The organism is Anabaena catenula FACHB-362 (assembly GCF_014698735.1).
GTDB lineage: Bacteria > Cyanobacteriota > Cyanobacteriia > Cyanobacteriales > Nostocaceae > Anabaena > Anabaena variabilis_A.
Map to the genome: position 1 here is coordinate 16,707 of NZ_JACJTQ010000008.1, position 15,935 is coordinate 32,641.

Sequence of the window (15,935 nt, forward strand, 5' to 3'; positions counted from 1 at the left end):
GACTGGATTAGCGACTGCAATCCGAAATTACTCAACTTCACCCTGATTCTCTTTCTTAAGATTATGAAACCTATTCACCAATATCAGCGCTATGACGCTGCTCAAGAGTTTCAGCAATCCCTGCTTCAGTTAGAAGACATCTTACAAGTCAATTCCACTATAAATCAAGTGAACAATAAATTGGATACTAGTAGCTCCATGAACGATAGCTTAAGCAACAAGACGGATGCTATTGATATATCAGCCTTAGAGGATGCAGTTGCTGACATTGAGCAATATTTAGCAAGAAAACAAAAAAATTAAGAACTGAATCAACTATAAATCTTTTGCCGCTTGGCTTCGTATAACATTAAAGCCGCTGCGATCGCTACATTCAAAGATTCTACTCCAGGACTCAGAGGAATTTTCACTTGTGTATTCGCCATTGCTGCTAAATCTGCTGATAACCCAGCCCCTTCATTTCCCAGTAGAATCAAACTAGGTTTACGCCAATCCACTTCCCAATAAGTTAAATTTGCACTTGGCATAGTAGCAACTACCTGCATTCCTGCTTGCTGGCTTTGAGCAACTGTCGTCCTTAAATCTTCACTCACCGCCATATTTAAGCGAAACCACTGCCCCGCAGACGCACGTAAAACCTTGGGATTATCTAAATCCACACTATCACTATTCAACCACAAACCCGATGCCCCAGCAGCCGCAGCGGTGCGAATCATAGTCCCTAAATTGCCTGGATCTTGCAGAGTTTCCACAGCTAGAACCAAACCAGTAAAAGGGACTTGGGTTGGCTGTTCACTCCGCTTTGCTATGGCAACTACACCATCTGGCTGTACCGTCGTTGCCATTGCCGCTAAAACGTCTTCACTGACAATTTCTGAGCGATGGCTTCGCCCGCCGGAGGCATCGCACCGACTACAAATATCATCCCACAATTGAGGATGTGCCATTTGCCATTTTTCTGTACAACAAACCGTATCTAAAGGGTAATTCACCGCACAAGCTTCTTCTAGCAAGTGCGTCCCTTCCAGTAAAAATAGCTGCTGCTTATGTCTCTCTTTGGTAGAGTGCAGCTTACGGATTTGCTTAACTAGGGAATTTTGTAAACTTGTCAGCACGATTTTAGATTTTGAGATTTGGGATTTTAGATTCATCTGCAATCCCAAACAATATTGATATGCGGAACCCGGGACTTGAACCCGGAAGCCTTGCGGCACTAGAACCTGAATCTAGCGCGTCTGCCAATTCCGCCAGTTCCGCTGGCATCGATATCTTATCGACAATTTCTTATTATTGCTTAATTCTGTAAGTTTGTCAACCAAGATTATTCTCATGAGTACTACCAAAGTTAAAAAACAAAACCAGCTTTTCACTGAGTAGTATTTTTGCATTTAATACTTAATTGATGTTAACATAGCCAATAAATTGTCAAACCGCAGAAAGCTTGCTACTAATTATTTACAGCCGTCAGAACATAGAAAGTGAAAATTTATCTTCACAAGTCATAACACCAAAATGTAGACAAACCAACTCTTTACTGTAGAATCAAAACCAACTTCAAACCTTTATTATTGCGTACTTTTTTTTGGAGGTAGGCTTATTAATTCTTCTAGCAGCTTACCAGATGCCAAGTCTTCACCTGAAGCAGACTCCTCAGTCTTGCAAATTTGGGGTGGGCATCCTTTGCAAGGTCATGTAAGAATTAGCGGGGCAAAAAATTCAGCACTGGTAATCATGGCTGGAGCTTTGCTTTGTTCAGGAGATTGTCGTATTCGCAATGTCCCGTTATTAGCGGACGTAGAGCGCATGGGGCAAGTTTTATCAGCTTTGGGATTGCGCTTAACCAGAGAAGACGACATTTTAGATGTCAATGCCAGTCAAATCAGCACGTCCAAAGCGCCTTATGAACTAGTTACTCAACTGCGAGCCAGCTTTTTTGCCATCGGACCCCTGTTAGCGCGACTGGGAGTAGCACAAATGCCTCTACCAGGGGGTTGTGCCATTGGTGCTAGACCAGTTGATTTGCACGTCAGAGGACTGCAAGCAATGGGAGCAGAAGTGCAAATTGAGCATGGTATTTGTAATGCCTATGTTCCTGGTAGCAATGGTAGATTGAAGGGAGCGAGAATCTACTTAGATACTCCCAGCGTGGGTGCAACTGAAACCCTGATGATGGCAGCTACCTTAGCTGATGGTGAAACTATCCTGGAAAATGCTGCCAGAGAACCAGAAGTAGCCGATTTGGCGAATTTCTGTAACTCAATGGGAGCGAAGATTCAAGGAGCAGGAACGAGTACAATTACCATCAACGGTGTTGAGAAATTACATTCTACCGACTACAGCATTATTCCTGATCGCATTGAGACAGGAACTTTTTTACTCGCTGGAGCCATCACTCGTTCAGAATTTACTCTTTCCCCAGTGGTTCCCGACCATTTAATTCCAGTGATTGCCAAGTTACAAAAAATTGGCGTACCCATCATTGAGGAAGGGTCAGACTGTTTACGCATTTTACCAGCAGAAAAGCTCAGAGCGACAGATATTGATACCTTACCCCATCCGGGTTTTCCCACAGATATGCAAGCGCCTTTTATGGCATTGCTGACTTTGGCTGAAGGTGACAGCATCATTAATGAATCTGTGTTTGAAAATCGTCTGCGTCATGCTTCCGAGTTAAATCGCTTGGGGGCAGATATTCGTGTTAAAGGTAATACTGCCTTTGTTCGTGGCGTGCCAATGTTGTCTGGCGCACCAGTAATAGGCACGGATTTACGAGCATCCGCAGCCTTAGTTATAGCTGGACTAGCAGCAGAAGGAAAAACCACAATTCAAGGATTAAAACACTTAGATCGTGGTTATGATCGCCTGGATATGAAATTGCAACAACTAGGAGCAAAGATTATCCGTGTGAATAATGAAGCATCAGCTGATGCAGAGTTACATACAAACAACAGCAATCCCCCGGCTTCAGTTTCTATCTAGAGTTAGGGGATTTTGTGTTTGGTGATTTAATGGCGGATTTTACTTGTTGATGAAATATCAAGTTGGTAACTTTCGTCATTAATTTATTTTTTTTACTTTTTTTATTTGCTAAAATGCTTCACTTTACCTAAATTACAACTTAAAAAGGTTAATTGATATAGTTATACAATGGGTGCATCCCATCAAAAAGTTCTTTTACTTCCCCGTATTGAAAATAGTTTTCTTATGCTCCAAAGACTATATGTACACAACTTCAGATGCCTAGAAAACTTTGAACTAACCATAAAGGGGATGCCATCTGCTCTCTTGATTGGAAAAAACGGTTCAGGTAAATCAACTATTGCTACTGCATTAGAGGTACTTCAATCTATTGGTAGAGGTATAAATAGAGTTGGGCAACTTGTTCATTCTAAAGATTTCACTCGTGGCAGGTCTGATGTTCCAATTCGATTTGAAATAGAAGTATTACTTAAAGATAAATTATATAAGTATGTCTTGGCTTTAGAGTTACCAGAAAAATTTAAAGAACTTCGAGTTTCTGAAGAACAACTGCTAGTTTGGGGAGAACCAATCTACTCTCGAAAAGAAGCTCAAGTCACTCTTTATACTAGCTTACAAAATCGTGAAGCTCAGTTTTTGGTAGATTGGCATCTTGTCGCCCTGCCAGTAATTCAGGAGCAATCTGAAACTGATCCACTTCGTATTTTCAAAACTTGGCTTGCTCGCATGATCATTTTAGCTCCGATTCCCAGCTTAATGACCGGAGACTCCAACGGTGAAACTTTAGAGCCAAAACGAGATGCTTCAAACTTTGGGGAGTGGTTTTCTGGGTTACTCGGTCGCTACCCTGCCGCATACTCACAGTTTGACAAATATCTCCGAGAAATTATGCCCGACATTACAGATGTTCAGAACGAACTTATCGGCAAAGATTTTAAAAGCATGATTGTTAGGTTTGAAGAAAATAACGCGAATCTGAGTGTTAATTTTCAAGACTTATCTGATGGTGAAAAATGCTTTTTTCTTTGCGCTGTTGTTTTAGCTGCTAATAAATTCTATGGACCACTTTTTTGCTTTTGGGATGAGCCTGACAACTATCTATCTATATCAGAAGTAGGGCATTTTATAACATCACTGCGACGCTCATTTAAGAATAATGGGCAAATTTTAGTAACTTCTCATAATTCTGAAGCAATCAGAAAATTCTCAAATGAAAACACTTTAGTTATTGATAGAAAAAGTCACTTAGAACCGACCTTAATTAGACTGCTTAGTGAGATACCTGTTACGGGCGATCTGATCAATGCCTTGATTGGTGGCGATATAGAATTATGAGCATCAATAAGTATGAGCAGCACATTTTTGTATTGCCAGAAGATGATGCTAATCGCCAGATTGCCAACGGATTTATTCAGGATTTAAACCTAAATCAACGTGCTATTCAAGTTCGACCAATTGCCAACGGCTGGAAAAAAGCTGTGGAGCAATTAACGAACGATTATGCCCCTGCAATGCGACATTTTCCCAAAAGAATGATTGTTTTACTTATTGATTTTGATGAGCGGGAAGATAGATTAAGTTATGTACAAAGTCACATTCCAGAGGATTTGAGAAATAGAGTATTCGTTCTTGGTGTACAATCTAATCCAGAGAGTCTTCAAAGAGATATCAAACAGAGTTTGGAGGCTATTGGCGAAGCTCTAGCTACAGATTGCTCTGAAAACAAGAATCAATTATGGGGACATCATCTTCTCATACACAATAAACCTGAGCTAGAACGGATGATTAAATTTGTTAAACCATTTCTGTTTAATTAGGCAGAAGTCAAGCAACAAGCACATCATCTCCAGGTACTAGCAATGCCCACCCTGCTGAAATCGCTATACTAGCTGTGGGAATTATATTTTTTATTGATTGCCATAATTATGTCTTTACTTCAAACCCCACTAATTGGTTTAAAAGCTGACTCATTCCGTCATCCTCTAGACTTGGAAGCAACCAACACTCTTAAGCAAATTCCGGGCTTAGATATGATGGTGCGGAATTTGTTGGGGCCAATGGCAGAGCAAGTCTTTTATGTAGAAAATATTGCATCAAGTATTTTGGTTGGTGAAAAACAACTGCCCGATTTACACAAGCTGTTGTTAGATGCTTGTAATATCTTAGATATCGAACCGCCCCAGTTGTATGTCCGTCAACATCCGGCTCCTAATGCTTACACATTTGCTATGCGGGGTAAGCAGCCGTTTGTAGTTCTGCACACTTCCTTAATTGATATTCTCACACCAGAGGAAATACAAGCTGTAATTGCCCATGAGTTGGGACATCTCAAATGTGATCACAGTGTTTATTTAACACCTGTAAATTTATTAGTCTTAGTAGCAGGAATTGTACCTAATGTTGGTGCTGTTGTAGCTCAAGCGTTACAGGCACAATTATTAGAATGGGTACGTTGTGCTGAGTTTACCTGCGATCGCGCCGCTTTGTTAGCTACCCAAAATCCCAAAGTTGTTATGTCAGTGTTAATGAAGTTAGCTGGCGGTTCTCCCACCTTAGCACCGAAGCTAAATCTCGATGCCTTTGTTGCCCAAGCTCGTGCTTATGATGACATTAGTAAAACCGAACTTGGTGAAATGGTCAAAGAAGCCCGCACCGCCCAATTAAGCCATCCAGTACCAGTATTGAGAGCTAGGGAAATTGACCGTTGGAGTAGTACTTTAGAGTACCAGAAGTTACTGCAAAATCACGGTTTTAAGGACAAGATTGAAACTGCACCGAAGGGCGGCTGGCGTAATTGGTAAAATTAGGTGACAGGTGACAGGTGACAGGTGACAGAAAAGAAAGCAGGAGGAGTGAGGTTAAGTGCAAGAGCTTGTATCACCTATAAACTTATTTGAATATGAACAGTTAGCAAAATCCCATCTTTCCCAGATGGCGTTTGATTATTACAGCAGTGGTGCATGGGATGAAATCACTTTAAAAGATAATCGCACTGCTTTTACACGAATCAAACTCCGTCCTAAAATGCTAGTTGATGTCAGTAAAATCAATCTAACAACTAAAGTTTTAGGTGAATCTTTGCAGCTACCTCTGCTCATTGCACCAATGGCTTTTCAATGTCTCGCTCATTCAGATGGGGAAATTGCGACAGCCTCAGCTGCGGTTTCAGCAGGTGTAGGTATGGTTTTAAGTACATTGTCTACTAAGAGTTTAGAAGAAGTTGCAACGGTTGACAATGGTTTGCAATGGTTCCAGCTTTACATCCACAAAGATCGTGGTTTAACTCGTGCTTTGGTAGAAAGAGCATATACAGCAGGTTACAAAGCACTGTGTCTAACTGTTGATGCTCCTGTGTTGGGAAAGCGAGAACGAGATCAACGCAATGAATTTACCTTACCTCCAGGTTTACATCCCGCTAATTTAACCAAAATATCAGGGTTAGATATTCCCCATGAACAAGGGGAATCTGGTTTATTGACCTATTTTGCTCAACAGATTAACCCCGCACTGACTTGGAAAGATTTAGAATGGCTGCAATCTCTTAGTCCCTTACCTTTAGTATTGAAAGGGATTTTACGGGGTGATGATGCTGTGCGTGCCGTAGAATATGGCGCTCAAGGGATTGTGGTTTCTAATCATGGTGGTAGACAATTAGATGGTGCGTTAGCGAAGCTTACCGAAGGTATCGCTTCCTTAGATGCTCTACCCGAAATCATAGCCGCAGTAGACAATAGAGCAGAAGTCCTGTTAGATGGTGGTATCCGTCGCGGTACAGACATCCTCAAAGCCTTAGCCCTAGGCGCAAAAGCCGTCCTCATCGGTCGTCCTGTATTGTGGGGTTTAGCGGTATCTGGACAAGAGGGCGTGTCTGATATTATCTCGCTTCTCAAAGATGAATTAACTACCGCAATGGCACTCAGCGGCTGTGCTAGTCTACAAGATATTGATTCAACTTTGGTAATCCGGAATTGGTAATTCTTGATTATTCCCAATTCTAAAAAATACCTGTTGCCAAAATCAAAAAATAGGCTATAATAGGAAAGTTACACCCAAGGGCGGGTGGCGGAATTGGTAGACGCACCGCACTCAAAATGCGGCACCGAAAGGTATAGGAGTTCGATTCTCCTCCTGCCCATTAAGACTTTCAACGACTAGCCTGGTTGTTTTGCCAAGCTTTATATGAAAGTTTACTCCATTGGTAGACAAGTAGGCGATTTTGGGGAAACCGACTGATAAGTTTTTCTTTTGTGACCACTTGGGATTTTACTTATAAATCAGCTTTCTTATCTCAGATTTAATCACATTTTGTAGGATTTGTTGTACGTTTTGGGCAATGATTTGTATAACAGTCCGTTTTGATTTTCTTATACAATTTGTCATGCGTCAATGTCTTAATCCTGACTGTCTTTTTCCTAACCCTGATAATTTTCAATATTGCCAGAAGTGCGGTAATAAGTTACTGTTGCGTGAAAGATATGTACCACAGTCAATTTTAGGTCAGGGTGGTTTTGGTCGCACATTTTTAGCTATTGATGAGGATAAACCATCAAAATCCTATTGTGTAATTAAACAATTTTTACCCCAGGCACAGGGAACAGATAGTATAGACAAGGCATCTCAGTTATTTGCACAGGAAGCACAACGTTTAGAGGAATTGGGTAAGCATCCCCAAATACCTGAATTAATGGCTTATTTCACATCCGATAATCGTCAATATTTAGTACAGGAATTTGTTCAAGGTGAAACTCTGCAAGCTGAGTTAGATCAAAATGGTATTTTCTCTGAACAGCAAATTGGAGAATTATTAATAGAACTTTTGCAGATATTAGAATTTGTTCATAGTAAACAGGTAATTCACCGGGATATTAAACCAGAAAATATTATTCGCAGTAGTGACAAAAAGTTATTTTTAGTAGATTTTGGGGCGGCGAAAATATTCAAACCACAGCAGCGCACAGCCACAGGGACAATAATTGGTTCTGCTGAATATTGCGCTCCTGAACAGTCTATGGGTAAACCATTATTTATTAGTGATTTATATAGTTTAGGGGTGACTTGTCTACATTTATTAACAGGAATTAGCCCCTTTGATTTATATAGTCCAATGGAAGGGGAATGGGTATGGAGAGATTATTTAAATGGGAATGTGGTAAGTAATGAATTAGGTAAAATTCTGGAAAAATTAGCAAATCCTATTGCTAAACATCGTTATCAATCTGTGAAAGAAGTGATTCAGGCGCTCAATTTTGTAAATCAACAAGATACTTCACAAATACCTATTAATCAAACACCTATTAATATTTTTTCTACATCTGTACCTAGTCGCTATCAAAAACTAGAACAATTATTATCCGCCGGTAAATGGAAAGAAGCAGATGAAGAAACCTTTAGAATAATCTTGTGTGTAGCACAACGAGAAAAAGATGGTTGGTTAGATATTCCCAGCATTGATAATTTTCCATGTGATGATCTTCGTATCATTGACCAATTGTGGATAAAGTCGAGTAATGGGTATTTTGGTTTTTCTGTACAGAAGAGGATTTATCAAAGTTTGGGGGGAAATAGAGAATATAATGAGACAATCTGGAAAGCCTTTGGAGATAGAGTAGGATGGAAAATAGGAGAAGATTGGTTATATTATCAACAGTTAACTTTTTCAAAGTCTGCGCCACAGGGACACTTACCCGCAATTTATCCAGAGAAGAAAAATGGTAAATATCGGGGTGATATACGGCGGGGATTTTCTTTTCTAATGTCCAGAATTAAACTTATTACAGAAGTTGATCATAGTAGTTATATTAATTCTGTACATAATCCTATCTTATCTCAAGTACCTATTAATATTTATTCTCCATCTGTACCTAGTTACTATCAAAAACTAGAACAATTATTATCCACCGGTAAATGGAAAGAAGCAGATGAGGAAACAGTACGGGTAATGTTAGCAGTAGCGAAGCGGGAAAAAGAAGGTTGGTTAGATGCTCTAAGTATTGACAATTTTCCCTGTGATGACCTCTGCACTATTGACAGATTATGGGTCAAATGCAGTAATGGGCGCTTTGGTTTTTCTGTACAGACGCGGATTTATCAAAGTTTAGGGGGAACGAGACAGTATAATTCTGAAATCTGGGAAGCCTTTGGGGATAGAGTAGGATGGAGAAAAAAGGGAAAATGGTTATCCTACAAAGATATTACTTTTGATATAAAAGCACCAGAAGCCCACCTCCCTTTGGGTGTTGTAGGGGAATGGAGTATTGGGAATGTGGGTGGTGGATGGGTGGCGCATCTCTTCTCTCGTGTCGAGACTTGTGGACTGTAAAATCTAAAGATGACAGAAAATTATTAAGTCAGAATCAGGATGTCCAGGATTAAAGGATGTACAGGATGTTACTGTTAACCTACTCAAAGATGACAGATATTTTTCTTAAAGTTCTTTCTTCGTGTCCTTTGCTTCTCCTGTCGGAGACGCTGCGCGAACGCAACGCTACCGCGAACGTGTCTTCGTGGTTCATTATTCTATAACTTGTGCATAAGACCGAAAAAGTCAGAATCAGGATAACCAGGATTAAAGGATGTACAGGATGTTATTGTTAACCTACTAAAAAATAACAGAAAATTCTCTCTGCGTCCTCTGCGTCTCTGCGGTTCGTTCTCAATCTCCTAGTCACAGATACACAACTGAAAAACAAACAAGACAGATGTTTTTCTCTGTGTCTGAAGTAGTATGCCTGACAGCACGCTCCGCGAAGGTTTATTTTGTCACCTGTGCGTAAGTTCAATATCAAAATAGCGATCGCCATTATCGTTCCAACTTCCTGTAAAAAGTGAAATTATTGTAGTATAATAAGACAAGTGCTGTTTATAGCATTTCATAGTCATTACTCACCGTCAAAAACACCATGCGCTTAAAAAGATGGGAATCCCCCCGAAAAGAAGGGAGAAACGATAAAGGCCGAGGCGGTTCTGCCAGAAAGCGACAACTGAAGAAACAAAGACAGATGCTGAGAAACAAACTCAAAGAAGCGCAAAAGCCAGAAAACAACAAAAACAATCAAAACAACAAGCGGGGGGAAGGTATTTTAACCTTCCCTCTTTTTTTGAGCCTTTCTTCGACAATAAAATAAGAATAAAAATTTTTTCTCAAAACTACTTGACAAAACCCCCAGGGTAACTGCTATATTATTTGAAGTTGACTTACTTCGTTGGGGCGTAGCCAAGTGGTAAGGCAGTGGGTTTTGGTCCCGCCATCCCTAGGTTCGAATCCTAGCGCCCCAGTATTAAGAAGGGCAGGTTTTAAAGCCTGTCCTTTTTTTTGTCAATTATCAAAATTAACAACCGAATTTGGTGGAGAGTCACTTTTCAGGTGATTTGAGAGCTTGATCCAAAACTTGTCTAGCCTGTTCTGCTTTAGTTCGTGCTTCTTGATAACGGATATTAGCTTGGGCGAAATTTTTGAGAACCTTAAAACCTTCCTTGAGACGGGTGATTTCCTCCTCAGTAACCACATTATCTGAGAATAAAACATCAACCGCTTTACGAATTTCCAAAGCTTCAGACCGTGATTCTTGCACCTTCAACTTCAGTGTAGCCAAATTGTTGAGAATCTGGACGGCTTGGGTAATGGCATCCTCACCGCTAGTATTATCAATAGTTGGTTCCTTAACTTCAATTAACTGTTGAGGTCCAAATCCTTCTTCTAGTTCTGTGGATAGCTGATCAGTATCCATCAGTTCCATCAACTGATCCATTGCTTTATCACGGGCTTTAGCTGAATCTTTGCCAGGAACAGAAAGAATAATTTCTGGGCTTTGAGCGAGAGTATACTGAACCATATTAGGCAAAATGTGCTGGTTTACTAAGCTAGGGAGAAACTAGACACAAGAATTGTCCAGCGCCATAATGACCATATCATTTGGTGATGAGTTTATGCTATGGGTCTAAACTAAAATCAAACTTTATACTAGATAAAGAGAAACTCAAATACAAGAGGAGAGGAGAGCAATGACTCCCAATCCCGCCATTATGCGATCTGTAGAACAATTGGGCTACCGCGTTACCGTTGGTGACGTAGCAACCCAAGCAGGTTTAAATTTAGCTGAAGCCAATCAAGGATTATTAGCCTTAGCATCCGATGCTGGGGGACATTTACAGGTAGCAGAATCCGGTGATATTGTTTATAAATTTCCCCAAAATTTTAGAACAATCTTGCGTAATAAATACTTGCAATTACGGTTGCAGGAATGGTGGAAAAAAGTTTGGGGAGTGCTGTTTTACTTAATTCGCATTTCCTTTGGAATTTTCTTAATTGCTTCTATAGCGCTGATTAGTGTCACCATCATCATTATCATTACTGCTGCTAACTCAGATCGGGATAACGACAATAGGAGCGGCAGTTCTCGTGGATTCAATTTCTTCTTTTTCCCAGATTTATTCTGGTATTTTAGTCCCGATTATAGGCAACAATCCCAAGACAGGCGACAACAAAGAGGGGAAGAGAGCGATCTCAATTTCTTTGAAGCTGTGTTTTCATTTTTGTTTGGTGATGGTAATCCTAACGCCAACTTAGAAGAACGGCGTTGGCAAGAAATTGCGACAGTGATTCGTAATAACAAAGGAGCAATAGTAGCAGAACAAATTGCCCCATATCTGGATGATTTGGGTGAAAAATATCAGCAAGAATATGAAGATTATATGTTGCCTGTACTGGTTAGATTTAATGGGCAACCCCAGGTAAGTGCTGATGGGCAAATTGTCTATTATTTCCCAGAGTTACAAGTAAGAGCCAGCAAAAAAAAGCGGCAGTCAATAGCTCCTTATTTAGAGGAATTTCCTTGGCGGTTTAGTGCGGCTAGTTCAGGAAAAATTATGTTGAGTGCTGGTTTAGGTGTACTCAATTTTGTGGCTGCTTTAATACTGGGAAGCTTATTGAAGGATGGCACAGTTGCCGCGCAAATAGGCGGACTAGTAAGCTTTGTACAAGGAATTTATTGGCTGTTGTTGGCTTATGGAGCAGGTTTTTTAGGTATACCCTTATTGCGTTATTTTTGGATTCAATGGCGCAATGGTAAAATTGCTGCTGGTAATAGGCAAAGGATAGAAAGAGCAAGATTGTTAGCAAATGCTGATTCGGCTTTACAGAAGAAAATTGCTTTTGCTAGTGAATTTGCTACAGAAAAAATCATTGGTAAAGAAGATTCTGTTTATTCCAGTGAGACAGACTTGCTAGAACAAGAATTTGAGCAAGTTAAAAAACAGAACCGATTAGATGAATCAAAGGATTAAGGTTGGGAGATGGGGTGACGCGGGGATGGGGAGATGGGGAGACGCGGAGATGGGGTGATGGGGTGATGGGGAGAATTAAGCTATTCCCTGCACCCTGCACCCTGCACCCTGCACCCTGCCTATTTAGCCTGAATTGGTGTTAGAGCTACACCTTGGTAATAATGTCCTAAAATTTGTAAATGGCTGGCTCCGCGTTGGGCTAAACTATACGCGCCCCACTGACTCATACCTAAACCATGTCCATAGCCTAGCCCTTGGAGGACAAAACTGCCATTTTCTCCTTTGCTAACGCTAAAACGGGTACTTTTTAGCCTGAGTGCGGTACGAACTTCTTCACCTTTAAGTACTTTAGTACCTTGATCACCGACGATTTTTAAGGTTTTCACGCTGCGGAAAGGAGAGAAAGATTCAGCAACCATATCTTTGATGTTGCCTATCCCGGAAATTCTGGCGCTAATTTCTCCAGGAGAGAAGGTTTTTACCCAATTGCATTCTTTGAAACCTTGATCAAAGTCTTGTACTGCACGCAGGTAAGGGAGGGTATTTCCCCAAACATCTTCTACATTTTCGGTGTGTCCACCAGAACAAGCATGGAAGACTGAGAGAATAATTCGGTTGTTATAGGTGAGGACTTTTCCTGCTGTGCCATCTACAGCACCATAAGTGTTACGGGATTCGCTGCTGACACCTTTGTAGATTTGCCAGCGATCGGGACTATCTCCTAAGTCATAAACGGGATTGTTACGCTGTTTTTCTCGTTCATAGAGGGCATAGGTACGGGCTGCGATCGCTTGGGCTTTGAGGGCTTCGGGAGGCCAACTAGAATTCATTTCTCCACCGATGACGCTGTAGAGATATTCTTCTAAATCGACCCAATTAACTGCGGTTAAGCCTTTTTCGGTAGGAATGACAAGAGTTCTACCTCGAAACCAGCGATCGCCAATATAAACAAATCCCTTAGCAGTTGGCTCAATCCAAAATAACCCAGATTGCCATTTATCCAAAGCCACTCCCCCAGGAACTGATTGAGCAGCATAAGCGCTCATTGCTGGCAACTGTCCAAGAGTGCGTCCTGCACTATCTTTAACTATTGCAGTTGTGGAAGCACCAACTTTGACTTGATTTACTCCCCTCTCAATTGCTACGCGCAGGATGACAGATGCTTGAGCAGGAGCAACCAAAACAAACCACAAGAGGATACCTATCCACCAATGTTGTCCTTGAATCCGGGAAAATAAAGTACCTAAATAAAGTTGGATTTTCATGCTGATTGTCTAATCACAAGCCTCTACAAGTTCAATAAGACAGTTCTCCCAGATAGGAGCTTGCCACCTCTACTTATTATGCATTTTGATTAGACTTGTGGGGTTTTAATCAGCAGATTTAATCGTGTCAGAACGTTTTGGAGATTTCCTGACTTTTGGCGAATTATTCACCTCATTAGCCACAATACCAATTAAATTCAACTGGCTCAAAATTTCGGTTGCTTGCATTAGTTCCTGTGGGGTTAACTGACCAATGCGCCCAACTATGACAATTCCATTACAAACAGAGGCGATAATTCTAGCATCAATGCTATCTAAAACAGAAGGAGCATCTATCAACACCAAGTCATAAATTTGCTCAAAGGACTCAATCAATTCTTTCATCCGTCCAGAACTAAGCAGATTTACCACATCTTCTGGTGTTGGACCAGCAGTTAAAATATCAATTGAGGGGTGAATAGGCTGGATATAATTATGAACTTGGGTTTTGATATCATCCACCAATAGCAGAGATAGCCCCCAATCATTGGAAATTTCCAAGATTTTATGTAAGCTGGGCGATCGCAAGTTAGCATCAATAACTAGTACCCGTTGATGCATATGTGCGGCACTAGCCCCAAGTCCCAAAGCTAAAGTTGTTTTCCCCTCTCCCGGTACGGCTGAAGTCAACATCAAGGACTTGAAAGGCAAGGGATTCTTGAATATTTGAATATTTTGATAAATCATATCCAGGGTTTCATGGCTGGATAATTTGTCGTTGTTTTCCACCGTTGGGGATGCTGAATTTTGCCGCCCACGTCTAATAATCCGCTGAAGTCTGTTTTTTAAACTTGGTTTTCCCAACTTGGACACAGAACCCAGTAATCGAAGGTTTGTTAGCTTCTGTAAATCCTGTGCCGAAAAAATTACCTTATTAAAAACTTCCCAAATCAAGGCTGCTGCCACACCTAAAATTGGACCAATTAGCACTCCTCCAATTATCAATAACCATTTACGATTACCGATATAAATCCCCAAGTCTGGCTCTTCCAATACTTGCCAGCCAAATCCTCCTTGAGCCATTTTCATTCCCAATGACTGTTGTACCTGAAGCAATTGATCAAGTGTTCGGCGTTGGAATGTTATATCTGCAAGCAATCGATTGTACTCTGCTATTATGCTGGGGTATGTACTTAGTTGCAAGCGAATGCGTTGTTCAGATTTAGCTAAATTATTTTCATTGTTAATTAGTCCAATGGCTGTTTTTTGTAACTGCTGTAACTCATTAACTAACTTTGGCTCAACTCCTAATAAGCTTTGTGTTACGGTGTTAGTATTGACAGATTGCTCTTTTATTTCTTCCTGTAATAAGGCAATTTGAATTTTGTGTTTTTGCTTGAGTTTTATTACCATTGGTGAATTATCAGTATAGCGCAGACGCTCCTGAGCCAAACTCAATTCTGTCTTTTTCACCTCATCTAATAAGGCTTGGTAGCGGCTAGAACGACTCAAACTAGCTGCCACTTGTGCATTCTGGCTAGAAGATGCTATTTTTTGATCTAGGCTATTGTACTGAGCTTGTAAAGCTTCAAATTCAGCGCGAGTAGTTTGTCGTTGTTTTTGAAGATCAGCAAGAGATTCTACCAGGATTTTATTTTGTACTAACGGGTCAACTAAATTATGTTTCTTGCGAAATAATTCTAATTTTTTCTCTGACGCTATTACGTCTTTTTGCAACTTGGGTAATCGATTGTTAACGAAAGCTAAAGCTTGATTTACACGCTGCTTCTTTTGGTCACTGTTGTAGTCTTGATAAACTTTCTGGAGAGCTTGCAATACTCTTTTTGTTTTTACTGGATCTGGGTCTTTGAAAGAGACTATAAATACTTGATTAACAACCTGATTAAATTCTGATAAACCCTCCACTGGGGTTACTTGCAAAGCTCCTTGATCGCCGGAATCATTTTTACCCTTCAGATTTTCTATAGTAATATTGGGATAATGAGATCGTAACAAATCTACAGCTTGTTGTACCAGCTTGGAACTCAGCATTAATTTCATCTGATGAGTATATTCTACAGATGAAAAATTAGGGTTAATTAACTCAGCTTTTGCATTTTCCTGCTTCTTGATTGATCCTGATCCTTCATCTAAATCAGAACTCACCATGATCTGCATAGAACTCTGGTACATCGGTTTAGTGATGACAGCTAGAAGAGAAGTAACTGAAATCACTGCACAGGAAACCCCTAAAATCAAAAAGCGTCGGTAAAACAGAATTGTAGAGATTTGTTTAATGTTAACCGACCTTGGCTTAGAGGTAGTAAGCTGTTGATGATTTAGACCAGTTGTAGCCACTATAAAAGCCCTCTACTATTGAAACAATATATCTATCTGGAAGATGGTTATGAGAAAAGAATTGGAGAGAAT

General features: G+C 40.4%; 12 protein-coding genes and 3 tRNA genes. 10 read left to right on the top strand and 5 right to left on the bottom strand.

All coding sequences use genetic code 11. The features are described 5' to 3' along the window. Positions 1-63: 63 nt before the first annotated feature. Positions 64-303, top strand: coding sequence for a hypothetical protein (locus tag H6G68_RS07790; RefSeq protein ID WP_190906119.1), 240 nt, complete (start codon positions 64-66; stop codon positions 301-303). 8 nt (positions 304-311) lie between these two features. Here the strand turns inward: H6G68_RS07790 and H6G68_RS07795 are convergent, their stop codons facing one another. Both H6G68_RS07795 and H6G68_RS07800 read right to left on the bottom strand, forming a co-directional pair. Further along, the gene (locus H6G68_RS07795; protein ID WP_190906120.1) at positions 312-1,115 is read right to left on the bottom strand and encodes a TrmH family RNA methyltransferase; all 804 of its coding nucleotides are present in this window, start codon (positions 1,113-1,115) and stop codon (positions 312-314) included. Between the two features lie 60 nt (positions 1,116-1,175). Beyond that, positions 1,176-1,257, bottom strand: a tRNA-Leu gene (locus H6G68_RS07800). Positions 1,258-1,596: 339 nt separating this feature from the next. Between H6G68_RS07800 and murA the strand changes: the two genes are divergently transcribed. The 8 genes from murA to H6G68_RS07840 all read left to right on the top strand — a co-directional run bounded on the left by murA (position 1,597) and on the right by H6G68_RS07840 (position 10,254). Further along, positions 1,597-2,979, top strand: a complete 1,383-nt coding sequence (gene murA / locus H6G68_RS07805; protein WP_190906195.1) for a UDP-N-acetylglucosamine 1-carboxyvinyltransferase — start codon at positions 1,597-1,599, stop codon at positions 2,977-2,979. Positions 2,980-3,204: 225 nt separating this feature from the next. Beyond that, positions 3,205-4,314 carry an AAA family ATPase gene (locus tag H6G68_RS07810; protein WP_190906121.1) on the top strand — a complete coding sequence of 370 codons (1,110 nt, stop codon included), beginning with the start codon at positions 3,205-3,207 and terminating at the stop codon, positions 4,312-4,314. Further along, the gene (locus H6G68_RS27110) at positions 4,311-4,796 is read left to right on the top strand and encodes a hypothetical protein (RefSeq protein ID WP_190906122.1); all 486 of its coding nucleotides are present in this window, start codon (positions 4,311-4,313) and stop codon (positions 4,794-4,796) included. Before H6G68_RS07810 ends, H6G68_RS27110 begins: the two co-directional genes overlap by 4 nt. 108 nt (positions 4,797-4,904) lie before the next feature. Beyond that, complete coding sequence (locus H6G68_RS07820; RefSeq protein ID WP_190906123.1) at positions 4,905-5,780, top strand: M48 family metallopeptidase; 876 nt, start codon at positions 4,905-4,907, stop codon at positions 5,778-5,780. 61 nt (positions 5,781-5,841) lie between these two features. Next, positions 5,842-6,954, top strand: coding sequence for an alpha-hydroxy-acid oxidizing protein (locus tag H6G68_RS07825; protein ID WP_190906124.1), 1,113 nt, complete (start codon positions 5,842-5,844; stop codon positions 6,952-6,954). Between the two features lie 78 nt (positions 6,955-7,032). Next, positions 7,033-7,114: transfer RNA gene (locus H6G68_RS07830), tRNA-Leu, on the top strand. Positions 7,115-7,357: 243 nt separating this feature from the next. Further along, positions 7,358-9,298: a GUN4 domain-containing protein gene (locus H6G68_RS07835; RefSeq protein ID WP_190906125.1), complete on the top strand. Its 1,941-nt coding sequence runs from the start codon at positions 7,358-7,360 to the stop codon at positions 9,296-9,298. Between the two features lie 884 nt (positions 9,299-10,182). Beyond that, positions 10,183-10,254: transfer RNA gene (locus H6G68_RS07840), tRNA-Gln, on the top strand. 77 nt (positions 10,255-10,331) lie between these two features. On the opposite strand, the gene H6G68_RS07845 is transcribed toward H6G68_RS07840, so the two are convergent. Continuing rightward, positions 10,332-10,811 carry a hypothetical protein gene (locus H6G68_RS07845; RefSeq protein ID WP_127055636.1) on the bottom strand — a complete coding sequence of 160 codons (480 nt, stop codon included), beginning with the start codon at positions 10,809-10,811 and terminating at the stop codon, positions 10,332-10,334. A gap of 169 nt (positions 10,812-10,980) precedes the next feature. On the opposite strand from H6G68_RS07845, the gene H6G68_RS07850 reads away from it, so the two are divergent. Beyond that, on the top strand, positions 10,981-12,261 hold the full coding sequence (locus H6G68_RS07850; RefSeq protein WP_190906126.1) for a hypothetical protein: 1,281 nt from the start codon (positions 10,981-10,983) through the stop codon (positions 12,259-12,261). 119 nt (positions 12,262-12,380) lie between these two features. Here the strand turns inward: H6G68_RS07850 and H6G68_RS07855 are convergent, their stop codons facing one another. Together H6G68_RS07855 and H6G68_RS07860 are read right to left on the bottom strand one after the other, a co-directional pair. Further along, complete coding sequence (locus H6G68_RS07855) at positions 12,381-13,526, bottom strand: SpoIID/LytB domain-containing protein (RefSeq protein WP_190906127.1); 1,146 nt, start codon at positions 13,524-13,526, stop codon at positions 12,381-12,383. A 105-nt stretch (positions 13,527-13,631) separates the two neighbouring features. Then, positions 13,632-15,863, bottom strand: a complete 2,232-nt coding sequence (locus H6G68_RS07860; protein ID WP_190906128.1) for a GumC family protein — start codon at positions 15,861-15,863, stop codon at positions 13,632-13,634. Between the last annotated feature and the right edge of the window lie 72 nt (positions 15,864-15,935).